This is a genomic window from Mycobacterium sp. 48b, assembly GCF_048282725.1.
GTDB lineage: Bacteria > Actinomycetota > Actinomycetes > Mycobacteriales > Mycobacteriaceae > Mycobacterium.
Genome location: NZ_JBLVUL010000001.1, coordinates 5,346,917 through 5,369,139, shown reverse-complemented (window position 1 = coordinate 5,369,139; position 22,223 = coordinate 5,346,917). Strand labels below are relative to the sequence as shown.

Here is a 22,223-nt window from a genome sequence, read left to right as displayed (position 1 = left end):
GCCAGCGCACACGGTATCGGTCACTCGATAGAAACGCGCGACACGAGACGGTTACCGGGCCCGTCAATTCCTTTACACCTCATTAACGCCTCCGACACCCAGCGACGCCGCCTCCGGTGAAAACTGTCGCTCGACAGGCTGCGGCACAGGGTGGTGACGCGAAATCGCCAAATCGCTTCCGGGAGGCCCACGATGGCTGAGGCCACGATCGACATGACCTTCCCCGCGGATCTCGGGACCGATGACCCCGCGGTTGCCGACTCGGCGACACCCGCTGGGACAGGGACACTCTCGCCGCCACAACCGGTGGCCGCCGTCGACGCGCTGCGCGTCACCTTTCGCCGCAACGGCCGCAACGTCCACGCGCTGCGCGGAGTCTCTCTCACCGTCGCCCCGGGGGAGATCATCGGGCTGGTCGGTGAATCCGGTTCCGGCAAAACCGTTCTGGGCTTCACGATGCTCGGTCTGCTGCCCAAGAGCGCCAAGATCGACGGCACGGTCCGGGTGGCGAACTCCGATATGGTCAACGGCGGAACCAAGGCGTTGCGTAAGGTGCGCCGCCTCGACCTCGGTGCGGTGTTCCAGGATCCGATGACCTCGCTCAACCCGACGATGCGGATCGGCAAGCAGGTCGCGGAGGCGGCCGGCAGCGAGCACGAGGCGCTGCGTCTGCTCACCGCGGTCGGCATTCCGGAACCCAAACGCCGGATGAGCGCATATCCGCACGAACTCTCCGGCGGGCTGCGTCAGCGGGTGATGATCGCGATGGCAGTCGCGGGGGACCCCGAACTCGTCATCGCCGACGAGCCGACCACAGCGCTCGATGTCACGGTGCAAGCCCAGGTGTTACGCCTGCTGCAGCGGCTGCGGGACGAGATCGGTTGCAGCATCGTGCTGATCACCCATGACCTGGGCGTTGCCGCTCAGATCTCGGACCGCATCGCGGTGCTCTACGCCGGGCGTATCGCCGAAATCGGCCCCGCATCCGAGGTGCTGGCCAGCCCTGCCCATCCCTATACGAAAGGACTGCTGGCCAGCCGGCTCACCCTGGACACCGCACGGGACCGGAAGCTCGCGGCGCTGCCCGGCGCGGTGCCCAGCCCGGCCTCGCCGTTGCCCGGATGTGCCTTCGAACCACGGTGTGCCGTTGCCTCCGGGGACTGTTCGACGTCGCTACCGGAACCCATTGTCGTTGCGGCGGAACGGGTCAGTGCGTGTATCCGGCCGATGGCGGACTTCGCCGGCACGGTGGGGCCCTCGACCGCCGATGCCGGGGAACTGTTCGCGACCAAGGCCACGGAGCCGGTCGACTCCGAGCAGCCGCCGGCTGTGGCGCTGGCCAATGTCGCCAAGACGTTCGCGGTATCGCGACGGTGGCTGGATCGTTCGGCGGACAATCACGGGAAGCTGCACGCGCTGCGCGGCGTGACCATGCGTGTGCGCCAAGGCGAATCCGTTGCATTGGTCGGGGAGAGCGGTTCGGGTAAGTCGACACTGTTGCGGATCATCGCCGGGCTGGAAAGTCCGACCTCGGGATCCGTCCAGGTGGCCGGTGGTCAACGCCCGCAGATGGTCTTCCAGGACGCCGGCGCATCGCTGACACCGTGGTTGACGGTCGGTGAGCTGATCGCCGAACGCCTGCGCGGCACCAAGATGTCGGCGGGTTCGCGCCGCGCCGCCGTGGCGGAGGTACTCGACCGGGTCGGTCTCCCCGCCGAGGTGGCCAAAGCGCGCTCAGGGGAGCTGTCCGGCGGTCAGCGCCAACGGGTCTCGCTCGCTCGGGCCACCGTCGTACCACCGTCGGTGCTGCTGTGCGACGAGCCGACCAGTGCGCTGGACGTGTCGTTGGCGGCGTCCGTCCTCAACCTGATCGGGGACCTGCGCCGCAGCCTGGACATGTCCGTCGTCTTCGTCACCCACGATCTGTCCGTCGCCCGGGTGGTGGCTGACCGGATCGCCGTGATGTACCTGGGTCGCATCGTCGAGATCGGGCCCGCGGATCGTGTGATCGGCGACCCGGCCCATCCGTACACCCGGGCGCTCGTCGATGCGATCCCCGACCTGGGCCGCGAATCCCACGTGCTGCCCGGCGAGCCGGCCAGCCCACTGTCGCCGCCGGATGGCTGCGCATTCCACCCGAGATGCCCGATCTCGGTACCGGCGTGTGCCGGCAGTGAACTCGACGTCCGGTTGGAGGGCACACCGGGCAACCCCCATCTCGTTGCGTGTATCGAAAGGCGGGCGGTCTGATGGCGATTGCCGTTGCGTTCCCCACGCTCAACCGCGGGCGTACGCGCCCGCGGTTGTCGTGGTCATGGCCGCGGTCCACGGTGCTCAACTGGGCCGGGTTCTCGATGGTGATCGTGCTGACGATGCTCGTCATCGCGGTGCCGCTGATCGCCCCGCACGACCCGCTCACACCGGTGGGCATGCCACTGCAAGCCCCGGGGAAGAACGGGTTCCTGCTGGGCACCGACAGCGTCGGCCGCGACATCCTGTCCCGAGTTCTCTACGGCGCCCGTTCCAGCTGGTTCGCGGCGCTGGTCGTGGTCACCGCCGGCCTGGCGATCGGCGGGCTGGTCGGCCTGATCGCGGGCGCGTCGGGAGGCTGGATCGACTCCATGTTGATGCGCGTCACCGACGCGTTTCTGTCCCTGCCCGCCCCGGTGCTCGCGATCGCCGTAGTCGCCGCGCTCGGACCGGGTTTCGTGCACACCCTGATCGCGGTGTCGATCGTCTGGTGGCCGTTCTACGCCAGGCTGGTACGCGGCGAGATTGCCCGCCTGGCTGCCCGGCCACACGTAGAGGCCGCCAAACTCGCCGGGGTGAGCAGATTCCGGCTCGCGACGCGCCACCTTCTCCCCGGTGCGGTGCCGAACGCTCTCGTCGCCGCCAGCCTGGATCTGGGCACGCTGATCCTCACGGTCGCCGCATTGTCGTTCCTCGGGCTCGGGCAGGCCGCGCCCGCACCTGAACTGGGTGCCGACTCAGCCCGCAACCTCAGCTATTTCCTGCAGCAGTGGTGGATTCCGGTGATGCCGGGTCTGGGCGTCCTGGTGCTGGCACTCGTGGGGAACATCGCCGGGGACTGCCTGCGCAATCTGATGAAGAACCGGTGAGAGGAGCATTTGAGTGAAGACCTTCGTGGCTTCGCGGCTCGGTGCGATGGCCGCCATCCTGATCGCCCTCACCGGAGTGATGTTCGTGCTCCAGCACGTCTCGCCGCTGGACCCCGTGAAGGCGCAGTTGGGGGCCCAGGCCTCGGCGCAGGCAGTCGCCGACAGGCGAGAGGAACTCGGCCTGAACGAGCCTGTGCTCGTACAGTTCTGGCATTACCTGACCAACGCGGTGACCGGTGACCTCGGAACCTCCTATCGCACCCGTCACCCGGTGTTGTCGGACCTCGGCAGCTTTCTGCCGGCGACCTTGGAACTCGCGCTCTTCGGGATTGCCATCGCGCTGGTGCTGGCGGCCCTGCTGGCGTTCAGCACCACCTTGAAATGGCCTGGGGCTCAGGTGCTTCGGGCGGTGCTGTTCACCGGTGCCGCAGCACCGATGTTCCTGCTCGGCATCCTCGGGCTGATCGTGTTCTACCAGAACCTGGGGTGGGTACCGGCCAACGGGCGTATCGCCGTGCCGAATCCGCCTACCGGTCCGACAGGCCTGCTCACCGTCGACGGACTCGTGCACGGCCGGTTCGACGTGGTGGTCGACGCACTACAGCATCTGATGCTGCCGGCCCTGGTGATCGCGATCGCGCCCGCCGTGGCGATCGGGCGGGTGTTGCGCAGCAGCCTGATGACCGACATCGACAGCGACTACGCGCGGACCGCCCGGGCCAAGGGACTGTCCGAGCGCCGGATCATGACGCGCCACGTGCTGCGCAACTCGGTCGGGTCCGCGTTGTCGATGACCGGTCTTCAAGTGGGCCTGATGTTCTCGGGCGTGCTCGTCGTCGAGCAGGTGTTCGGATGGCCGGGTATCGGCCAGTACATCGCGCAGAGCATCCCGGTCGCCGACTTCCCGGCCATCGCGGGCGTCACCTTGATGCTGGGTGCGCTCTACGTAGTCATCAACACCGCCGTGGACCTGCTCCAGGCGGCAGCCGATCCCCGTATCGCAGCAATAGGAGGTTAGGTGCCCAAACAGCCACTCATCGTGGGTAATCCGGTTCTTGTCGTGGTCGACATACAGGAAGGCGGTGGAATGTCGGCCCAGGACGCCGGGATTCCGGTGATGCCCGGTCACGCCGAGCGCGTCGCCATCGCCGAGAAGCTGCTCGCCGCGGCACGTGCGGCCGATGTGCCGGTGGTGTTCTTCCAGGAAGTCCACCGGCCCAGCGGCATCGACTTCGGCCGCGAGCTGGACGGCACCGAGGGCGTCCACTGCGTCGAGGGCCAGCCGGGCACCGACCTGGAGCCCACCCTGCGGCCGCTGCCCGACGAGTTCCACATCGTGAAGCGGCGCTACTCCGGTTTCATCGGAACGGATTTCGAGATCGTGCTGTCAGGCCTCAAGGCGTCGACGCTCATCCTCATCGGCGGACTCACCGATGTGTGTGTGCACTACACCTTCGCCGATGCCCACCAGCGGGATTTCTACGTCCGCGTCGTCACCGACTGCGTGGGCGGATCGTCGCAATACCGGCACGACGCCGCGCTCGATGCCATGGAGTACCTGCAGACCGGCGCGTTACGAACCTCCGACGAGATTCTCGCCGCCTTCTCCGAACTCGCCACGTCCCAGCCCGTCCTCGAAGGAGCCGCCCGATGATCAAGCGATGGAAGACCATGGCCGCCGTGAGCGCGGTGGCCGCATTGATGCTGAGCGCCTGTGGCGGATCGGATTCCGGCGGTGGCACACCCAGTGCGGCGCCCACCGACAAGGTGCTGCACCTGTCGTTCCTGCAGGACCCCGGTCAGCCGCCCGACCCTGACATCTACTACGCCGGCCAGGGCCTGTTGCTGACCACCAACATCTACGAGGGGCTGCTGCAGTACAAGGCGGGGACAGACAAGCCCGTACTGGAACCTCTGCTGGCCACCGAGTGGAAAGCGTCGCCGGACAACAGGGTGTTCGATTTCAAACTGCGCGAAGGCGTCAAGTTCCATGACGGCACACCGTTCACCGCGGATGCCGTCAAGGCGTCCTTCGATCGCAGACTGGCGGTCGACCAGGGCCCGGCCTACATGGTCAAGGACGTGGAATCGGTCACCCCGCACGGTGATTACGACGTCACCATCACCCTGAAGGCGCCCAATGCGGCCTTTCTCGACTATCTCGCGTGCGCATACGGACCCAGGATGCTGAGCCCTGCGGGCCTCCAACAGAACGCGGGTTCCGATCACGCACAGAGCTACCTGACGAATCACGATCTGGGAACCGGTCCGTACACGCTCACCGCAGCCGAGGTCGGATCGCGCTATGCGCTGGCGTCGTTCCCGGAGTACTGGGGCTCCAAGCCGTACTTCGAGAAGATCGAGATGCCGGTGATAACCGACGTTTCGGCACAACAGCTGCAGTTCAACAACGGACAGCTCGCCGCGATCCTGCATGACCTGCCTTCGTCGGCGGTCCAGTCCTACCTGGACAACAAGGCATTCGCCAACTACTCGCTGCCGACCATGATGTCCAACTACCTGTACGTGAACCCGCACAAGGGCATGATGACCGACGCCAGGAACCGCACCGCGGTGCTGCAGGCGATCAACGTCGACGAGCTGGTCAAGCAGACATACTTCGGACGCGGTGACGTGGCCGGACAGATCTATCCGCCCAACATGATGGCCTCGGATTTCGCCAATCAGGGTGTGGCTCACGATCCCTCGGCGCTCAGCGGCATCGCAGCGGCACTGCCCGCCGATCAGAAAGCCATCACGATCGGCTACGACTCCAGCAATCCCGACAATCAGCTGGTCAGCAATCTCCTGCAGACGCAACTCGCCGCGGCGGGACTGACCGCCAAGGTGCAGGCCTACCCGACGTCAGAAATCTACGGTTGGGTCGGCACCGACGGTCAGTCGGCTCCGGAGATCTTCACCGCCCTGGCATGGCCCGACGCGCCGTCGCCCTACACCTGGGGGCACATCTCGTGGGATCCCGACGGCGGGCTGAACTACCTCGGGTGCTCGGCACCACCGGTCACCGAGGCGTTGGCCAGTGGCCTGCCCACCGGTGATTCCGCGGTGTTCTCGCGGGCCGGGCTGGAAGCCGTGAAGACCGGCTGCTGGCTCAACATCGCCGACGTCAACGACTTCGTGGTGGCCCAACCCTGGCTCAAGGGCGTCGAACAGGCCCATGTGGTGACCAATCCCAACTCGCTGCGACTCGCCGCGCTCTCGGTGGGCTGATGGCGACGTTGGTCCGCAAGAGCGGAGTCCGCCACATCATTCTGCTCACGCTGGGTTGGGAGGAGCTGCCGAAATCGGTCTCGGTGTATGGAGCGCCGGCCGCGGAACGCATGCGCGAACCGGTACCGGGCGTGTTGCTCCAAACCGACGGGGGCTGGGTGCTGCTCGACACGGGATTCAACACCGCGCTCGTCCGTGACCCCGCGTTGTACCGCCGGTTCTTCCCGACGGTGGAGTACCGGCCGGTGCTACCGGGGCCCGGCGAGCCGATCGAGCAGCGGCTGGCCGAGGTCGGCGTCGACTTCGACGACATCCACACCGTCGCGGTGAGCCATCTGCACCACGACCATGCCGGCGGGCTCAAGTTGTTCGCCGGCAAGGTTCCGGTGCACGCCCAACGTCGCGAGCTCGAGTACGGCCTGTCGAATCACCCAGAGCCGGAACGCAACGCGATCGTCCGGGTGGACTTCGACGATCCGAACATCGACTGGCGGCTGGCCGACGGTGAGGCAACGATCGCGCCCGGCATCACCGCGATCCCGACGTACGGACACACGCCCGGACATCAGAGTTTCGCGGTGGAGCTCGACGAGTCCGTCGGTGGTGGCGGGTTCGTGTTCGCCTTCGACGCCGCGGATCTGACGGAGAACATCGAGCATGAACTCCCGATCGGAGGATTCATCGACGTCGAGCCCGAGGAAACGGTCGAACCGATCCGCAAGCTCAAGAAGCTGGCTCGCGACAAGGGATATCAGTTGATTCCCGGCCATGACCCAGAGGTGTGGCCCGGGCTGACGGAGCACTTTCACGGGCGCTTCGGACCCGTCACCTCGGGAGCCCCTCATGGCTGACCTCGTGCTCCGGGCGCAGCGGGTGCTGCTCGACGGGGAGCTACGGCCGGCGTCTGTGGCGGTCACCGACGGAGTCATCACGGACGTCGGGGTGGTGGATGCCGCAGCCGTGGCACCGGTCGAGATCGATCTGCCGGACCACACGGTGCTGCTACCCGGATTCGTCGACACCCATGTCCACGTCAACGAACCGGGCACGGACTGGGAGGGATTCCGGACGGCGACCGCCGCGGCGGCCGTTGCCGGGATCACCACCATCGTGGATATGCCGCTGGATTGCCGTCCGGTGACCACGACCGTAGCGGCCTTGAGAACGAAACAGGCGGTGGCCGAGGGGAACTGCCGCGTCGACGTGGGGTTCTGGGCGGGTGTCGTGCCCGAGAATCTGGATGAGCTGGGGTCGCTGGCGGCCGCGGGTGTGCGCGGCTTCAAATGCTTCCTCGCCGACTCCGGCAATCCCGACTTCGGGTATCTGACCCCCGCGCAGTTCCGGACCGCGATGAGTCGGATCGCCGAACTCGGTTCGGTCCTGTTGGTGCACGCCGAAAGCCATCGGGTGATCGCCGACAGCACGCCGCCGCATGGGCGGCGCTACGCGTCGTTTCTCCGGTCCCGGCCCGACGCCGCCGAAGAGGACGCGGTGGGGCTCGTGGTCGATACAGCGGCCGCGAGCGGGGCGCGCGCCCACATCGTGCATGTGTCGAGCGCAAACGTGCTTCCGATGCTTGCCGATGCCAGACGTGCGGGTATTCCGGTCACAGCCGAGACCTGTCCGCACTACCTGACGTTCACCGCGGAGGCGATTCCTGACGGCGGCACGGAGTTCGCCGCGTGCCCACCTGTTCGGGACGCCGCCAACCGTGACCGACTGTGGGATGGCCTGCTGGACGGGACCCTGGACATGGTGGTGTCGGATCACTCGCCGTGCTCTCCGAAACTCAAGGCGGACGGGGATTTCGGCCAGGCTTTCGGCGGGGTCAGCTCCTTGCAGGTCGGGCCGGGCGCGGTGTGGGCACATGCCGCGCAACGCGGGTTCGGACTGCCTGATCTGAGTCGCTGGATGGCGCAACAGCCTGCCGCGCTTGCCGGGTTCGGCGATCGGGGAAGCATCGCGCCCGGACTTCGGGCCGACCTGTGCGCGTTCGACCCCGATGCGGAAACACCCGTGCACACGGATGATCTGCTCCACCGCCACCGGGTCAGCCCGTACGACGGGGTGACGGTCCGGGGTGCGGTGCTGCAAACCTGGGTGGCCGGCGTGCCGGTGCTGGAGAAGGTGGCCGCATGAGGATTCTGGTGCTCAATCCCAACACCTCGGCGTCGATGACCACCGAGATCGCCGCAGCGGCCACCGACGTGGCGCATACCGGGACCGAGATCATCTGTCTGGCGCCGCGGTTCGGCAGTGTGGCGATCGACTCGGCCGCCGAGAGCTACCTGGCTGCGGTCGGGATGATGGACCTGGTCACCACGCTGACCGACGCGGGTGAATTCGATTTCGACGCGGTCGTGGTGGCCGGGTTCGGAGAGCACGGCAGGGATGCGCTCGCCGAGATGCTGACCGTGCCGGTGTTCGACATCGCCGAATGTTCGGCTCACGTCGCGCATCTGATCGGCCGGAGGTTCTCCGTCGTGACCACGCTGGCCCGATCGGTGGCCCCGATCGAGGACCGGCTGGTGCTGGCCGGGCTCGACGCGCACTGTGCGTCGGTACGGGCTTGCGGACTCGACACCGCCACAGTCGATGCCGACCCGCAAGGCGCGATCCAGGCCATCGTGGACGAAGCGGCGCGGGCGATCGGCGACGACGGTGCCGACGTGATCTGTCTCGGGTGTGCGGGGATGTCCGGAGTGGTCGAGGCGGTCAGCGCCAAGCTGGGCGTGCCCGTCGTCGACGGTGTCGCCGCGGCGGTTGGTCTCGCCCAGGCCGTGGTCGGGTTGGGCTTGTCGACCAGCAAGGCCGGGGTCTACGCGCCAGGTCCGGACAACCCGCGCAGCCACTGGCCGATCTCGCGTGCCCTGGGGGTGGACGGATGATCCCGACGGTACCGGGGGTGGACCTTGCCTCACGCGTTGTCGGAGGCAGCGTGGTGGCCGCCAGCGATGAATCGTTCGGCTTCAAGGAGCGCCTGGTGGATCCGGCCGAACCGGCGTTCGTGCCGGGTACCTACGACCTGCGCGGGGAGGTGGTCGACGGCTGGGAGACCCGCCGTCACGCCGGGCCCGGCGGCGACTGGGTGATCGTGCGTCTGGGTACGCCGGGGCGGCTGCGCGCCGTCGACGTCGACACCCGGTTCTTCTCGGGCAACCATCCGCAAGCCTGCCGGCTGGATGCGGCCGTGCTCGCACCGGGTGCGGACGCGACCGATCCCTCCGTGGATTGGACGATGATCGTGGAAACCACTGTTTTGAAACCTGATTCGAACAACATGATGCCGGTGACCGACCGTCGCCGCTGGACGCACATACGGCTGGCGCTGACGACCGACGGCGGCGTGGCACGGCTACGGGCCTACGGCGAGGTGATACCCGACCCGGCACTGTGGTCCGACGTCACCGTCGAGGTGTCCGGCCTGGAGCAGGGAGGCCGCGTCGAATGGTGCAGTGACGCGTTCTATTCCGACGCTGCGTCGCTGGTGGCGCCCGACCGGCCGCGCAACATGGGAGATGGCTGGGAGACCCGCAGGCGCCGGGATGTCGGCCCTGAGGACCACGACGCAGTGGTGATCTCTTTCGCGGTACCGACCGATCTGAAGCGCGTCGAGATCGACACGTCCTACTACGTGTTCAACGCATCGCTGGAGGTCGCCGTCCTCGGTGCCAGGGTACGAGCGAACGGTGAACATGGTTGGGCAGCAGTGCCATTCGACATTCCGGTGCTCAGCCGGGTCCGGCTGGCCGCCGATTCCAGGCAGGTGTTCGTGGTCGATGCCCGTGCCGTCACCGCGTTGCGGGTGCAGGCCTATCCCGACGGTGGGATCGCCAGGGTGCGCGCGTTGGGCACACCGACCGGGCAAGGGCTGCACCAGCTTCGAGAGCAGTGGACGGAGTGCTCGTGAGCGATGTTCTCGCATCGCAGTGCGCCGGATTGTGGCGGCGCACCTTGCTGATCGAGGCCGACGGATCACGTGACACCGGGACAGGCGTCGCGTGGTTGCAGGCCGGCAGCGCCTACGTCGACTCACGTGGCTTCGGCGGTGAACTGGTCCAGCGCGGTGCCGTCTTCTCCTGGCGACGCGACGTCGAGCTGATGCCGTCGGGACCGGTCCCCGACGAGGGTGAGATGCGTTGGGATGGTGACACTCTGATCGAGACCGGGGTGCATGAGGATTACGTCGAGCATTGGGTGCGCGACGTCGGTCCGACGACTCCACACGGCGGGTTGCATCTGCGGGCACCAGACGGAGACCGGGCCATGCTGGTGCGGGTCGGGCCGATCTTCGGGTGGCTGGGCGCCGGTGGGGTGGTGATCGACAGGATAGGCGGGCCACGATGGGCCGCGCTCGCAATCGACATGGCAGGTCAGCAGATTCAGGCCAACGGCGTGCTCTGGGTCGTGGAACGAACTGAAGGGACAGTGAATCTGTGAGTGGCACAACATCGTTGGCGGCGTTCATGTCCGTGCCGATCATCGACATCAGCGGACTGCGTTCGGCCCGACCCGAAGAGCGGGAACGGGTCGCGGCCGAGATCGGCGCGGCGGCCCGGGAGGTCGGCTTCTTCTACATCAGTGGATCCGGCATCGACGAAGCGGTGTTCGAGCGGATGCTCGCAGCCACGAAGGAGTTCTTCGCGCTGCCGCTTGAGGAGAAGATGCGCAGCTACATCGGGTTGTCGCAGTGCCATAGGGGCTATGTGCCGGTAGGGGAGGAAGGTCTGGAGACCGACAGCCGCCCCGATCTGAAGGAGGCCTTCGACACCGCACTGGACCTGCCGGCCGACGACCCCGACCACCTCGCGGGCAATCCGATGCTCGGACCGAACACCTGGCCCGATCTCCCTGGATTCGCCGAAGCCGTGACCTCCTACTACCGGGCCGTACTCGACGTGGGCAAGCAACTGTTGTGGGCGTTCGCCGTGGCGCTGGGGGAGGACCCCGAGGTGTTCTCCCGTCACGCCACCAAAACGCCAAGCCAATTGCGGTTGATGCACTACCCGTACAACGCCGACGCGCAGGACGGGCAGGGCATCGGTGCGCACACCGACTACGAGTGCTTCACGCTGCTCAAGCCCACCGCGCCCGGCCTGGAGGTGCTCAACGGAGCCGGCGAGTGGATCGACGTGCCGCCGGTGGACGGAACGTTCGTCGTCAACATCGGGGACCTGCTCGAACTGTGGACCAACGGAACATTCGTGGCGACCAGTCACCGGGTGCGTCGGGTGGCGCAGGAACGGTACTCGTTCCCGCTGTTCTTCAACGTCGACTACGACACCGAGGTGAAACCGCTGCCGCGGTTCGTCACCGGCGACGGGCCGCAGCGGCCGGCACTGCGGGCCGGTGAGCATCTGTTCGCCCAGACCGCGCAGACCTTCACCTATCTGCGCCGACGCATGCAGACCGGGGAACTGGTGCTACCCGACGGGTCGCTGGCCACCGGCCAGTTCGGCCAGCAGGCCGTACACGGAGTCGACGGCCGGATCAGTTGATCGGGGCGTTCACCCAGCGCAGGTCATCGAGGATGCCGCGGGCTGCCACGATGTTCTGCCCGGTCTGCCAGACCTCGTTGTTCACCACGAACACCCGGTTGTCCTTGGCGGCCGACAGGGCCCGCCAGGCTGGGCTCTGCAGGATCTTGGGTGCGTTGTCCTTGGCCGCCGCCGAAGCGAACGAGACGTAGACGATGTCCGCATCGACGATCCGGTAGTCGGCGTCGGTGGTGCCGAGCTCTTCGTAGGGCTTGTCGGTGAACCGTTGCGCGGCAGGGCGATCCAAGCCGACCGCGGCCAGCACGCTGCCGGCGAAGGTGTCGGCGCCGTACACGCGGACAGCGTTGTCGGTCAGCTGCACCACCGAGGCCTGGAAGTGTCCGGCGTCGTTCTGTGCTCCGGTGTCGCGGGCGGCGTCGTCGAACTTCGCGATCAGGTCCGCTGCGGCGTCCCTGCGACCCGTGGCCTCGCCGACCGCACGCAGTGTGTCGCGCCAGGCGGCGCCGGGCGCCCCGGTGAACACGGTCGGGGCAATCGCCGACAGCGGACCGAACGACGCGGGTGTGAGGCTCGCCGACCCGAGGATGAGCTCGGGGTCGGCCGATCTGACGGCGTCGAGGTCCGGCACGTTCCGAGAACCGGCCGGGGCGACGCCGTGCACGACGGCTCCCAGATAGGAGGGCTGCTCGGAGGAACCGTCCGGAAGCGCGGCCGCGACGATGCGGGACTGCAGACCCAGCGCGCACAGCGCATCGAGCTGGTCCCCAGACAGCGCAACGATGCGCTGCGGATCGCCGCGCACCTCGGTGGACTCCGAGATATCCGAGCTGTCGGCTCCGCCTCCTCGGGCATTGCGGACCTGTCGCGCGGACTGATCGGCGGCGGCCGGCTCGGCCGCGCAGGATTCGTCGGGGCGGCGCTGATTACCCAGCACGCCGGAGTCGGCGATCTTGGTGACGCTCGTGGTCATCGACGTCTGCCCCTGCGGCGTCTGCTCGGCGGAGCCGCACCCACTGGCGAGGGTCGCAGTCGCGGCGATCACCGCGACTGCGGCGCGGGGTCGGATGGTCAGCACCGGGCGACCGTAACATTCACCGCTTTCACGCTGGTCAGGCCCTCGCAGCCGAAACCCGCGACGCCGGACCGGCACGCAGTACGACAGTTTGTAGGACCCACAGGCACTCGGGGCGCGGGGAGCGTTAGGATTCAGTTCGATAAGCGGGATTTCCCGACGAATCTTTGGAGGATCTCTTGGTAGCCGAAGCGCCCCCAATCGGAGAACTCGAGGCACGTCGTCCTTTTCCGGAACGGATGGGCCCCAAGGGCAACCTGATCTACAAGCTCATCACCACGACCGATCACAAGTTGATCGGCATCATGTACTGCGTCGTCTGCTTCGCCTTCTTCTTCATCGGCGGTCTGATGGCGCTGTTCATGCGTACCGAACTGGCGATGCCCGGCCTGCAGTTCCTGAGCAATGAGCAGTTCAACCAGCTGTTCACCATGCACGGCACGGTGATGCTGCTGTTCTACGCCACCCCGATCGTGTTCGGGTTCGCCAACCTGGTGCTCCCGCTTCAGATCGGCGCGCCCGACGTGGCGTTCCCGCGGCTGAACGCCCTGTCGTTCTGGCTGTTCCTGTTCGGCGCGCTGATCGCCCTCGGCGGCTTCATCACCCCCGGCGGTGCCGCGGACTTCGGCTGGACGGCCTACTCGCCGCTGACCGACGCCATCCACTCGCCGGGTGCCGGCGGTGACCTGTGGATCCTGGGTCTGGCCGTCGGTGGTCTTGGCACCATCCTCGGTGGCGTCAACATGGTCACCACCATCGTCTGCATGCGCGCGCCCGGCATGACCATGTTCCGCATGCCGGTGTTCACCTGGAACATCCTGGTGACCTCGATCCTGGTGCTGATCGCGTTCCCGATCCTGACCGCCGCGCTGTTCGGCCTGGCCGCCGACCGCCACCTGGGCGCGCACATCTACGACCCGGCCAACGGCGGTGTCCTGTTGTGGCAGCACCTGTTCTGGTTCTTCGGCCACCCCGAGGTGTACATCATCGCGCTGCCGTTCTTCGGCATCGTGTCCGAGATCTTCCCGGTGTTCAGCCGCAAGCCGATCTTCGGTTACACCACGCTGATCTACGCCACCATCAGCATCGCGGCCCTGTCGGTCGCGGTGTGGGCGCACCACATGTACGCCACCGGCGCGGTCCTGCTGCCGTTCTTCTCCTTCATGACGTTCCTGATCGCCGTCCCGACGGGCATCAAGTTCTTCAACTGGATCGGCACGATGTGGAAGGGCCAGCTGACGTTCGAGACGCCGATGCTGTTCTCGGTCGGCTTCCTGATCACCTTCCTGCTGGGTGGCCTGTCCGGCGTGCTGCTGGCCAGCCCGCCGATCGACTTCCACGTCACCGACAGCTACTTCGTCATCGCGCACTTCCACTACGTGCTCTTCGGCACCATCGTGTTCGCCACCTACGCGGGCATCTACTTCTGGTTCCCGAAGATGACCGGACGTCTGCTCGACGAGCGCCTGGGCAAGCTGCACTTCTGGCTGACCTTCATCGGCTTCCACACCACCTTCCTGGTGCAGCACTGGGTCGGTGACGAGGGCATGCCGCGTCGCTACGCCGACTACCTGCCCACCGACGGCTTCACCACGCTGAACGTCATCTCCACGATCGGTGCCTTCATCCTGGGCATCTCGACGCTGCCGTTCGTGTGGAACGTGTTCAAGAGCTGGCGCTACGGCGAGCCGGTGATGGTCGACGACCCGTGGGGTTACGGCAACTCGCTGGAGTGGGCGACCTCCTGCCCGCCGCCGCGGCACAACTTCACCGAGCTGCCCCGGATTCGTTCGGAGCGCCCGGCGTTCGAGCTGCACTACCCGCACATGGTCGAGCGGATGCGTGCCGAGGCCCACGTGGGCCGCGCGCACCATCCAGAGCTCGAGTCTGCGGACAGCTCCAGCTGACGGGTGGCAGCATCCGGGGGTGAGCACGTCGAGGATGTTTCGATGATCGGTGCTCCGCGCGAGCGCTCGTCGGTACTGATCACCGTCACCGGAGTCGATCAGCCCGGTGTCACATCGGCGCTGTTCGAGGTGCTCGCCCGCCATCAGGTCGAACTACGCAACGTCGAACAGGTCGTGGTCCGCGGCCGGCTCACCCTGGGTGTGCTGGTCGCGGCACCAGTCGAGACGGTCGACGGCGATGCGCTGCGCAGCGACGTCGAGACAGCGATCCACCGGCTCGGCCTGGACGTGACCATCGAGCGCAGCGACGACATGCCCGTCATGCGCGAGCCGTCGACCCACACCATCGTGGTGCTGGGCCGTCCGATCACCGCGGAGGCGTTCAGCGTGGTGGCCCGTGCGGTCGCGGGTCTCGGCGTCAACATCGACACGATCCGCGGGGTGTCCGACTATCCGGTGACCGGCCTGGAACTCCGGGTGTCGGTGCCCGCAGGAGCTGCGTACAGCCAACTGCAGACGGCACTGGCGCAAGTCGCCGTCGACGAAGGCGTCGACATTGCACTCGAGGACTACAGCCTGGCCCGGCGGGCCAAGCGTCTCATCGTCTTCGACGTGGACTCCACCCTGATCCAGGGTGAGGTCATCGAGATGCTGGCTGCCCGGGCCGGCATGGAAGCCCAGGTGGCCGCCGTCACCGAAGCGGCGATGCGCGGCGAACTGGATTTCGCCGAATCCCTGCACCGCCGGGTGGCGACCCTGGCCGGCCTGCCTGCCTCGGTGCTCGACGACGTCGCCGAGCAGGTGGAGCTGACACCCGGTGCCCGGACCACCATCCGGACCCTGCGGCGGCTCGGCTTTCACTGCGGCGTGGTGTCGGGCGGTTTCCGTCAGGTCATCGAGCCGCTGGCACACGAACTCATGCTGGATTACGTCGCAGCCAACGAGCTCGAGGTCGTCGACGGCAAGCTGACCGGGCGGGTCATCGGCCAGGTTGTCGACCGGCCCGGAAAAGCCAAGGCACTGCGCGATTTCGCCCAGCAGGTCGGTGTGCCCATGGAACAGACCGTGGCCGTGGGTGACGGGGCCAACGACATCGACATGCTGGCGGCAGCCGGCCTCGGCGTCGCGTTCAACGCCAAACCCGCACTGCGCGAGGTCGCCGACGCGTCGCTGAGCCATCCCTACCTGGACACCGTGCTGTTCATCCTCGGCGTCACCCGCGGTGAGATCGAGGCCGCCGACGCCCAGGACGGCGTGCTGCGCCGCGTCGAGATTCCCGACGACTGACATCACGCCGGCTGAACCGACAGCCTCCCTGAAGTAGGGTGTGGGCATGGCGAACCTGAAGCACACGGTCGTGGTTGGCGCGGTCGCCGTTGCGGCAGTCCTGGGACAGTTCGCGGTGGCGGCTCCTGCCGAAGCCAAGCGCTGCCCGTCGGGCACCGTGCAGACGAAGTTCGAGGGCGTGTGCGTGGCCGGCTCGTCCGGCGGCGGCATGGGCGCGGTGGCGCCGCCCGTGATGGCGCCCAGCGCCGGGGGAACCAACATCACGAACCAGCCGGGCCAGTTGCCGACGGTGAACGGGATTCCGTGCACCATCGAGCACTACAGCACCTGCTACGCGATGTCGCAGCAGCCTTAGCGTCTGCGCTCAGACCACCAACGTCTGAGGCTGTGGGATGAGCGTCCCGGTGATGCTGTGCCAGGCCCGGACCAGTAGGTGCACGGCCTCTTCGAGTTCGGCTTCCGGTAGCGCATAGGGCAGCCGGATGAACCGCTCCAACGTGCCGTCCACGCCGAACCGCGGCCCTGCGGGCACATCCAGACCCAGCCGCATCGCCGCGGCCGACAATGCGGTGCTCATCGGCGCGGGCAGCTTCACCCACAGCGACATCCCGCCGCGGCCGTGCCCGGGCTGCCAGTCCGGAAGCTCGCGGGCCAGCAGTGCCACCAGGAACTCCCGCCGGGCGCGGACGATCTCGCGCCGTTCGGGCAGTACTTCCGCGCGCATCGCGAGCAACCGCGCCGCCGCGAGTTGTTCGAGGATCGGGGTGCCCAGGTCCACCGACGGCCGGATCGCGGCGATGGTGGCCAGCGTGCCGCGCTCGGCGCGGATCCAGCCGACCCGCAGGCCGCCCCAGAACGATTTCGACATCGAGCCGATGGTCAGTACCAGATCGTTACGGGGCACCGAAGCCGCCAGCGGCTCGGGCGGCGCCTCGTCGATCCACATGTCGACGATCGATTCGTCGACGATGGTACGAGTGCGCGTGTCGGAAATGATCTGCCCCAACCGCTTTCGCTCTGCGGCCGGCAGGGTGAACCCGGTCGGGTTGTGGCTGTCGGGAACCAGGTAGGCCAGGCTCGGGGCGAGTTGCCGCAGCGCGGCCTGTACGGCGTCGAGCTCCCAGCCGTCCTCGGCGAGGGCGACCGGGACTGCCCGCGCTCCCGCGGTCGAGATCGCCGAGAGAGCACCGTGATAGGTGGGCTGCTCGACGAGGACGCGGTCGCCGGGCTGGGTGTGGCTGGCCAGGATCAGCCCGATGGCGTGCTGGGCGCCGCTGGTCACCATGATCTGGCTCGGATCGGTGGGTAACCCTCTGGCGCAATATCTTTCAGCGATCGCCGCGCGCAGTGGGCCGACTCCCATCAATTCGTGACCGGGTTCGCGCAGATACGGCGCGATATCTCGCGCGGCGTCGGCGAACGCTTCCAGTACGGCGGTGCCGGGTGCGGACAGGGCGGCCGCGGCCAGGCTGACCGTCGGCGTGGCGGCCTCGGGCTGGATGTGACCGGCAGCCGGGAGGGCGGTGATGCTGCGGGCTCCGCGGCGGGCGTGCAGGTAGCCGTCGTCGCGCAGCTGGGCGAAGGCCGCGGTGACCGTGGTGCGCGACACCCGTAGCGACTCGGCCAGCGCCCGTTCGCTGGGGATGCGTGACCCGACCGGGACCCGGCCGTCGACGATCAGCAGCCTGATGGCGTCGGCGAGGCCGAGATAGGCGGGTCCACTTTGGCTGGAGGTGCGCCAGTTGCCCAGCTCGCGAGCCAACAGGTCCACATCGAGGGCGCGTGCGGCCATATCCGTCGACATAATGAGGCCAGTATGTTCCAACTGGATATTGGAGAGCAAGCCACATGGCCGAGATCATGGACGTATGGCCCGGAACTGGATTTCCCGATTGGCGGAGAACCTCCGCCGTGTGTACGACCCCGGCAACTACCCGGCAGACCGCGATGTCGACGCCCGCCGGGTGCGCAGTGAGCTCGATGCGATCCGGGTCCGATTCCCAGACCACGCATGAGGACGGCGTTCAAGCGCGGTGTCCTGCTCCTGATCGGCCTCTGCGGGTACGGCGCGTCGATGGCGATCATGGTGCGCGCCGGGCTCGGCCTCGATCCGTGGGATGTCTTCCACCAGGGCTTGACCCGGCACACCCCGCTGTCCCTCGGGATGGCCTCGGCCGTCGTCGGCGTCGTGGTCCTGCTGGCCTGGATCCCGCTGCGTAACCGGCCCGGGATCGGGACCGTCGCCAACGTCATCGTCATCGCCGTCACGGTGGACGCGACCTTGGCGGTCCTGCCCGCGCCGTCGGCGCTGCCGGTGCGTATCGCGATGATGATCGGGGCCGTCGTGCTCAACGCGATCAGCACCGTGCTCTACATCGGTGCGGGCCTGGGCCCCGGGCCCCGCGACGGCTTGATGACGGGACTGGTCGCGCGCACCGGAATGTCGGTGCGTTTGGTGCGCACCGGAATTGAGGCGACCGTACTGGTCGTGGGCTGGTTGATGGGTGGCACCGTCGGGATCGGCACCGTCGTCTACGCGTTCGGGATCGGGCCGCTCGTGCAGCTGTTCCTGCGGCTGATGCCACGTTCACTGTTGTTCCACGATTTCAGCGGCGGGCGTGCCCGAGCGGATCGGGAACCGGTCACTACGATGAGCGAGTGGCCTCAGGGGAACGCACCGATTCGACAATCACCGATGACGGAGACGGAACCGACCCCGACCTGTTGATCGACTTCGCCAGGGTGACCCTGCGGCGTGGCGGCAACACCCTCGTCGGGCCGATCACGTGGACCGTCGAACTCGACGAACGCTGGGTCGTGATCGGGCCCAACGGCGCCGGCAAGACCTCGCTGTTGCGGATCGCCGCCGCCACCGAATACCCCTCGTCGGGCACCGCGTACGTGCTCGGGGAACGCTTGGGCCGCACCGACATGTCCGAGCTGCGCGCGCGCGTCGGACTGAGCAGCTCGGCGTTGTCCCAGCGGATTCCGGACCACGAGGTGGTACGCGACCTGGTGGTGTCGGCCGGCTACGCCGTGCTCGGCCGCTGGCGCGAGGACTACGAGGACGTCGACTACGCCCAGGCCGTCGACATGCTCGAGAGCGTCGGTGCCGAACACCTCGCCGAACGGACCTACGGAACCCTGTCCGAAGGCGAACGTAAACGGGTCCTGATCGCCCGCTCGCTGATGACCGACCCCGAACTTCTGCTGCTCGACGAGCCCGCGGCCGGGCTCGATCTGGGCGGCCGTGAAGAGCTGGTAGCCCGGTTGACCGACCTGGCTGCCGACCCCGATGCGCCGGCCATGGTCCTGGTCACCCATCATGTCGAGGAGATTCCGGTCGGATTCAGCCACGCGCTGATCCTCTCGGAAGGCAAGGCGGTTGCTTCGGGTCTGCTGACCGAGGTGTTGACTGCTGAGAACCTCTCCAAGGCGTTCGGCCAGTCGATCGCCCTGGACACGATCGACGGGCGCTACTTTGCCCGGCGAACCAGGACCCGAGCGGCGCACAGGAGGCGTGAATGACAGGCAGCGACGAGCGCTCGCGCGAGGAGCCGACCGGCACCGACGATCCGCTGGTGGCCCGGCCTGCGGCCACGGTGATGTTGGTCCGCGACGCCGCCGAGTCGATCGAAGTCTTCATGATGCGTAGGCACGCGGCGATGGAGTTCGTGGCCGGGGTGATGGTGTTCCCGGGTGGGGGAGTCGACGACCGCGACCGCAATGCCGACATCGCGTGGTTCGGACCCGAGCCGGACTGGTGGGCAGGGCGACTCGGGGTGGAAACCGGGCTGGCCGAGGCGCTGGTGTGCGCCGCGGCCCGCGAGACCTTCGAGGAGTCCGGCGTGCTGTTCGCCGGCCCGCACAGCGGATCAGGCGACCCGGGCATCGTGTCGGATGCCTCCGCGTACGGCGAGGCGCGGGCCGCACTCGCCAACCACTCACTGTCCTTCGCCGACTTCCTGCGCGACGAGAAACTCGTCCTGCGCGCCGACCTGCTGCGGCCGTGGGACAACTGGATCACCCCCAAGGAAGAGCGCACCCGTCGCTACGACACCTTCTTCTTCGTCGGCGCCCTGCCCGAGGGGCAGCGGGCCGACGGCGACAACACCGAAACCGACCGAGCGTTCTGGAGTACTCCGCAGGCCGGTCTCGACGACTTCGAGCAGGGCAATTCGTTCCTGCTGCCACCGACCTGGACCCAGCTGAACTCCCTCAACGGCCGTTCTGTCGCCGACGTGCTGGCGACCGAACGCAAGATCGTCGCGACCGAACCCAACCTCTCCCTCGGCGAAGGGAGCTGGCAGATCGAGTTCTTCGACAGCGGCCGCTACAACGCGGCCAGGAACCACCGGGCCCCCCTGGGTCGGGGTGGGGAATCGGTTCAGTGAACGAGTTCGTCAGTGTGATCACCGGGGTGCCCGAACAAGAGGGCGTCGGCACCCTGATGCTGTCGCGGCCACCGACCAACGCCCTCACCCGGCAGATGTACCGCGAGATCATCGCGGGCGCCCACGAGCTCGGTGAGCGCACCGACGTCTCGGTGGTGATCCTGTTCGGTGGGCACGAGATCTTCTGCGCCGGCGACGACGTTCCCGAGCTGCGCACGCTGAACATGGGTGAGGCCGCCGCCGCGGACGCGGCGCTGCGCCAGTGCATCGAGGCCGTGGCCGCCATCCCCAAGCCCACGGTGGCCGCGATCACCGGCTACGCGCTGGGCAGCGGGCTGACTCTGGCGATGGCCGCCGACTGGCGGGTCAGCGGTGACAACGTCAAGTTCGGAGCGACCGAGATCCTGGCCGGCCTGGCGCCCCGCGCCGGTGGCGGTGCGCGGCTGGCCGAGGTCATCGGCGCATCCAAGGCCAAGGAGCTGGTGTTCAGCGGCCGGTTCGTCGGCGCCGAGGAGGCGCTGGAACTCGGGCTGATCGACCAGATGGTCGCACCGGACCACGTCTACGACGAGGCGCTGGCCTGGGCGCGGCGGTTCGTCGACCATCCGGTGGACGTACTGGCCGCGGCGAAGGCCGCCGTCGACGGACAGGTGGACCGGCCCTGACGGTCACCGCACCCGGGCCGTTAGGCTGCCCTGCATGACTGACATCAAGGATTCCGGTACCGACGCCGACATTGCCGGCATGCCGACTCCTAACCCGCACGCCACGGCCGAGCAGGTCGAAGCCGCGATGCATGACAGCAAGCTCGCGCAGGTGCTCTACCACGACTGGGAAGCCGAGACCTACGACGAGAAGTGGTCGATCTCCTACGACCAGCGGTGCATCGACTACGCCCGCGGCCGGTTCGACGCCATCGTCCCCGAATCCGAGCAGCGTGAGCTGCCGTACGACCGGGCCCTCGAGCTGGGCTGCGGTACCGGGTTCTTCCTGCTCAACCTGGTCCAGTCCGGTGTCGCGCGGCGGGGTTCGGTGACCGACCTGTCCCCGGGCATGGTCAAGGTGGCAACCCGCAACGGTCAGTCGCTCGGCCTGGACATCGACGGACGGGTCGCCGATGCCGAGGGCATCCCGTACGAGGACAACACCTTCGACCTCGTGGTCGGGCACGCGGTGCTGCACCACATCCCCGACGTCGAGCTCTCGCTGCGCGAGGTGGTCCGGGTGCTCAAGCCCGGCGGCCGTTTCGTCTTCGCCGGCGAGCCCACCACGGTCGGCAACAAGTACGCCCGTGAGCTGTCCACCATGACCTGGCACGCCACCACCAACCTGACCAAGCTGCCCTGGCTGAGCAACTGGCGCCGGCCGCAGGCCGAACTCGACGAGTCGTCTCGGGCCGCGGCGCTGGAAGCCGTCGTCGACCTGCACACCTTCGATCCGGCCGATCTGGAGCGGATGGCCACCAACGCCGGCGCCGTCGAAGTACGCACCGCCAGCGAGGAATTCACCGCGGCGATGCTCGGCTGGCCGGTGCGCACCTTCGAGGCCGCGGTGCCGCCGGGGCGTCTGGGCTGGGGCTGGGCCAAGTTCGCGTTCAACAGCTGGACCACCCTGAGCTGGGTCGACTCCAACGTCTGGCGCCGCGTGGTGCCGAAGGGGTGGTTCTACAACGTGATGGTCACCGGGGTCAAGCCGTCAGCGGATTGAGGCCGCCC

Annotated in this window: 22 protein-coding genes; 20 read left to right on the top strand and 2 right to left on the bottom strand. The window is 67.6% G+C overall.

Annotation, left to right across the window (positions count from 1 at the left end):
* The first annotated feature begins 192 nt into the window (after nucleotides 1–192).
* Genes ACNQR1_RS26205 through ACNQR1_RS26155 form a run of 11 tightly spaced genes read left to right on the top strand, consistent with a single transcriptional unit; the run spans nucleotide 193 to nucleotide 11,848 of the window.
* Nucleotides 193–2,250: a dipeptide ABC transporter ATP-binding protein gene (locus tag ACNQR1_RS26205; RefSeq protein WP_418048545.1), complete on the top strand. Its 2,058-nt coding sequence runs from the start codon at nucleotides 193–195 to the stop codon at nucleotides 2,248–2,250.
* Nucleotides 2,250–3,119, top strand: coding sequence for an ABC transporter permease (locus ACNQR1_RS26200; protein WP_418048544.1), 870 nt, complete (start codon nucleotides 2,250–2,252; stop codon nucleotides 3,117–3,119). Before ACNQR1_RS26205 ends, ACNQR1_RS26200 begins: the two co-directional genes overlap by 1 nt.
* A 13-nt stretch (nucleotides 3,120–3,132) precedes the next feature.
* Nucleotides 3,133–4,137, top strand: coding sequence for an ABC transporter permease (locus ACNQR1_RS26195; RefSeq protein ID WP_418048543.1), 1,005 nt, complete (start codon nucleotides 3,133–3,135; stop codon nucleotides 4,135–4,137).
* On the top strand, nucleotides 4,138–4,773 hold the full coding sequence (locus tag ACNQR1_RS26190; RefSeq protein WP_418048542.1) for a cysteine hydrolase family protein: 636 nt from the start codon (nucleotides 4,138–4,140) through the stop codon (nucleotides 4,771–4,773).
* Entirely contained in the window at nucleotides 4,770–6,350 is a 1,581-nt protein-coding gene (locus ACNQR1_RS26185) for an ABC transporter substrate-binding protein (RefSeq protein ID WP_418048541.1), read from the top strand. Before ACNQR1_RS26190 ends, ACNQR1_RS26185 begins: the two co-directional genes overlap by 4 nt.
* The gene (locus ACNQR1_RS26180; protein ID WP_418048540.1) at nucleotides 6,350–7,201 is read left to right on the top strand and encodes an N-acyl homoserine lactonase family protein; all 852 of its coding nucleotides are present in this window, start codon (nucleotides 6,350–6,352) and stop codon (nucleotides 7,199–7,201) included. Before ACNQR1_RS26185 ends, ACNQR1_RS26180 begins: the two co-directional genes overlap by 1 nt.
* Complete coding sequence (gene allB / locus ACNQR1_RS26175) at nucleotides 7,194–8,489, top strand: allantoinase AllB (RefSeq protein WP_418048539.1); 1,296 nt, start codon at nucleotides 7,194–7,196, stop codon at nucleotides 8,487–8,489. Before ACNQR1_RS26180 ends, allB begins: the two co-directional genes overlap by 8 nt.
* The gene (locus tag ACNQR1_RS26170) at nucleotides 8,486–9,238 is read left to right on the top strand and encodes an aspartate/glutamate racemase family protein (protein WP_418048538.1); all 753 of its coding nucleotides are present in this window, start codon (nucleotides 8,486–8,488) and stop codon (nucleotides 9,236–9,238) included. The genes allB and ACNQR1_RS26170 overlap by 4 nt, the downstream gene beginning before the upstream one ends.
* Nucleotides 9,235–10,260, top strand: coding sequence for an allantoicase (gene alc, locus ACNQR1_RS26165; RefSeq protein ID WP_418048537.1), 1,026 nt, complete (start codon nucleotides 9,235–9,237; stop codon nucleotides 10,258–10,260). Before ACNQR1_RS26170 ends, alc begins: the two co-directional genes overlap by 4 nt.
* Complete coding sequence (locus ACNQR1_RS26160; RefSeq protein WP_418048536.1) at nucleotides 10,257–10,790, top strand: hypothetical protein; 534 nt, start codon at nucleotides 10,257–10,259, stop codon at nucleotides 10,788–10,790. The genes alc and ACNQR1_RS26160 overlap by 4 nt, the downstream gene beginning before the upstream one ends.
* Nucleotides 10,787–11,848 (top strand): isopenicillin N synthase family dioxygenase, encoded by a 1,062-nt coding sequence (locus tag ACNQR1_RS26155; RefSeq protein ID WP_418048535.1) that lies wholly within the window; start codon nucleotides 10,787–10,789, stop codon nucleotides 11,846–11,848. Before ACNQR1_RS26160 ends, ACNQR1_RS26155 begins: the two co-directional genes overlap by 4 nt.
* Here the strand turns inward: ACNQR1_RS26155 and ACNQR1_RS26150 are convergent.
* Nucleotides 11,841–12,923, bottom strand: a complete 1,083-nt coding sequence (locus tag ACNQR1_RS26150; protein WP_418048534.1) for an iron-siderophore ABC transporter substrate-binding protein — start codon at nucleotides 12,921–12,923, stop codon at nucleotides 11,841–11,843. The genes ACNQR1_RS26155 and ACNQR1_RS26150 overlap by 8 nt on opposite strands.
* Nucleotides 12,924–13,099: 176 nt before the next feature.
* Here ACNQR1_RS26150 and ctaD point away from each other — a divergent pair, with 176 nt between their 5' ends.
* From ctaD to ACNQR1_RS26135, 3 genes are read left to right on the top strand one after another with little or no spacing between them, the layout of a single operon-like run.
* On the top strand, nucleotides 13,100–14,827 hold the full coding sequence (ctaD, locus tag ACNQR1_RS26145; RefSeq protein ID WP_418048533.1) for a cytochrome c oxidase subunit I: 1,728 nt from the start codon (nucleotides 13,100–13,102) through the stop codon (nucleotides 14,825–14,827).
* Nucleotides 14,828–14,869: 42 nt separating this feature from the next.
* The gene (gene serB / locus ACNQR1_RS26140; RefSeq protein WP_418050514.1) at nucleotides 14,870–16,114 is read left to right on the top strand and encodes a phosphoserine phosphatase SerB; all 1,245 of its coding nucleotides are present in this window, start codon (nucleotides 14,870–14,872) and stop codon (nucleotides 16,112–16,114) included.
* Between the two features lie 46 nt (nucleotides 16,115–16,160).
* Complete coding sequence (locus ACNQR1_RS26135; RefSeq protein WP_418048532.1) at nucleotides 16,161–16,469, top strand: hypothetical protein; 309 nt, start codon at nucleotides 16,161–16,163, stop codon at nucleotides 16,467–16,469.
* Between the two features lie 9 nt (nucleotides 16,470–16,478).
* Here ACNQR1_RS26135 and ACNQR1_RS26130 read toward each other — a convergent pair whose 3' ends face one another.
* Nucleotides 16,479–17,918: a PLP-dependent aminotransferase family protein gene (locus tag ACNQR1_RS26130; RefSeq protein ID WP_418048531.1), complete on the bottom strand. Its 1,440-nt coding sequence runs from the start codon at nucleotides 17,916–17,918 to the stop codon at nucleotides 16,479–16,481.
* A 64-nt stretch (nucleotides 17,919–17,982) separates the two neighbouring features.
* Here ACNQR1_RS26130 and ACNQR1_RS26125 point away from each other — a divergent pair, with 64 nt between their 5' ends.
* From ACNQR1_RS26125 to ACNQR1_RS26100, 6 genes are all read left to right on the top strand, one after another.
* Entirely contained in the window at nucleotides 17,983–18,129 is a 147-nt protein-coding gene (locus ACNQR1_RS26125; RefSeq protein ID WP_418048530.1) for a hypothetical protein, read from the top strand.
* A complete protein-coding gene (locus ACNQR1_RS26120) occupies nucleotides 18,126–18,842 on the top strand; it encodes a YczE/YyaS/YitT family protein (RefSeq protein WP_418048529.1) in 717 nt (238 codons plus the stop codon). The genes ACNQR1_RS26125 and ACNQR1_RS26120 overlap by 4 nt, the downstream gene beginning before the upstream one ends.
* Nucleotides 18,773–19,642, top strand: a complete 870-nt coding sequence (locus tag ACNQR1_RS26115; protein ID WP_418048528.1) for an ABC transporter ATP-binding protein — start codon at nucleotides 18,773–18,775, stop codon at nucleotides 19,640–19,642. The genes ACNQR1_RS26120 and ACNQR1_RS26115 overlap by 70 nt, the downstream gene beginning before the upstream one ends.
* A complete protein-coding gene (locus tag ACNQR1_RS26110) occupies nucleotides 19,639–20,508 on the top strand; it encodes an NUDIX hydrolase (RefSeq protein WP_418048527.1) in 870 nt (289 codons plus the stop codon). Before ACNQR1_RS26115 ends, ACNQR1_RS26110 begins: the two co-directional genes overlap by 4 nt.
* Nucleotides 20,505–21,173, top strand: a complete 669-nt coding sequence (locus ACNQR1_RS26105; protein WP_418048526.1) for an enoyl-CoA hydratase — start codon at nucleotides 20,505–20,507, stop codon at nucleotides 21,171–21,173. The genes ACNQR1_RS26110 and ACNQR1_RS26105 overlap by 4 nt, the downstream gene beginning before the upstream one ends.
* A gap of 79 nt (nucleotides 21,174–21,252) precedes the next feature.
* Entirely contained in the window at nucleotides 21,253–22,215 is a 963-nt protein-coding gene (locus ACNQR1_RS26100; protein WP_418050513.1) for a class I SAM-dependent methyltransferase, read from the top strand.
* Nucleotides 22,216–22,223 lie beyond the last annotated feature (8 nt).

What these genes read in the sequence shown, in the direction of transcription:
- ACNQR1_RS26205 (WP_418048545.1), top strand. Translation starts at nt 193, where the DNA reads ATGGCTGAGGCCACGATCGACATGACCTTCCCCGCGGATCTCGGGACC.
- ACNQR1_RS26200 (WP_418048544.1), top strand. Translation starts at nt 2,250, where the DNA reads ATGGCGATTGCCGTTGCGTTCCCCACGCTCAACCGCGGGCGTACGCGC.
- ACNQR1_RS26185 (WP_418048541.1), top strand. Translation starts at nt 4,770, where the DNA reads ATGATCAAGCGATGGAAGACCATGGCCGCCGTGAGCGCGGTGGCCGCA.
- ACNQR1_RS26180 (WP_418048540.1), top strand. Translation starts at nt 6,350, where the DNA reads ATGGCGACGTTGGTCCGCAAGAGCGGAGTCCGCCACATCATTCTGCTC.
- allB (WP_418048539.1), top strand. Translation starts at nt 7,194, where the DNA reads ATGGCTGACCTCGTGCTCCGGGCGCAGCGGGTGCTGCTCGACGGGGAG.
- ACNQR1_RS26170 (WP_418048538.1), top strand. Translation starts at nt 8,486, where the DNA reads ATGAGGATTCTGGTGCTCAATCCCAACACCTCGGCGTCGATGACCACC.
- alc (WP_418048537.1), top strand. Translation starts at nt 9,235, where the DNA reads ATGATCCCGACGGTACCGGGGGTGGACCTTGCCTCACGCGTTGTCGGA.
- serB (WP_418050514.1), top strand. Translation starts at nt 14,870, where the DNA reads ATGATCGGTGCTCCGCGCGAGCGCTCGTCGGTACTGATCACCGTCACC.
- ACNQR1_RS26135 (WP_418048532.1), top strand. Translation starts at nt 16,161, where the DNA reads ATGGCGAACCTGAAGCACACGGTCGTGGTTGGCGCGGTCGCCGTTGCG.
- ACNQR1_RS26130 (WP_418048531.1), bottom strand. Translation starts at nt 17,918, where the DNA reads ATGTCGACGGATATGGCCGCACGCGCCCTCGATGTGGACCTGTTGGCT.
- ACNQR1_RS26125 (WP_418048530.1), top strand. Translation starts at nt 17,983, where the DNA reads ATGGCCCGGAACTGGATTTCCCGATTGGCGGAGAACCTCCGCCGTGTG.
- ACNQR1_RS26120 (WP_418048529.1), top strand. Translation starts at nt 18,126, where the DNA reads ATGAGGACGGCGTTCAAGCGCGGTGTCCTGCTCCTGATCGGCCTCTGC.
- ACNQR1_RS26110 (WP_418048527.1), top strand. Translation starts at nt 19,639, where the DNA reads ATGACAGGCAGCGACGAGCGCTCGCGCGAGGAGCCGACCGGCACCGAC.
- ACNQR1_RS26100 (WP_418050513.1), top strand. Translation starts at nt 21,253, where the DNA reads ATGCCGACTCCTAACCCGCACGCCACGGCCGAGCAGGTCGAAGCCGCG.